This window comes from Elizabethkingia argenteiflava (assembly GCF_009904105.1).
Classification (GTDB): domain Bacteria; phylum Bacteroidota; class Bacteroidia; order Flavobacteriales; family Weeksellaceae; genus Elizabethkingia; species Elizabethkingia argenteiflava.
This window is the reverse complement of sequence record NZ_JAAABJ010000153.1, coordinates 1-365: the sequence shown is the minus strand read 5'-3', so window position 1 is coordinate 365 and position 365 is coordinate 1. Positions and strand designations below refer to the sequence as shown.

General features: G+C 39.2%; 1 protein-coding gene. It reads right to left on the bottom strand.

Annotated elements, in window-relative coordinates:
* Window positions 1-307 (bottom strand): transposase (locus GNY06_RS01180; protein WP_185151805.1); only part of this gene is annotated, 307 nt, incomplete at its 3' end.
* Window positions 308-365: the final 58 nt, after the last annotated feature.

Here is a 365-nt window from a genome sequence, read left to right as displayed (position 1 = left end):
GCCAGAATTTGGCCCCTTCATTTTCTGAACTATAAAGCCCAAGTACATCCTTTTTTCTTGCGATATCAACCCCGAGGATATTATAGATCGCACGGGTTTCAACAACACCATTCACCCTTACCTTGAAAAACATACAATCCAGACATACAAATGGATAGACCGTTTCAAGAGGACGGTTTCTCCATTCTTGAACCTCGGGTAGTACCCTATCGGTAATACGGGATATCTCTGCAGGAGAAATCTCAATAGCAAACATATTCTGAAAAAAATAACCAATTGCACTCGTACTAACACCCAAATAGTACATCGATAAGATATTACATACCAGAACAAAGTTAATGATTAGCTGACGTATAGGGAAAATC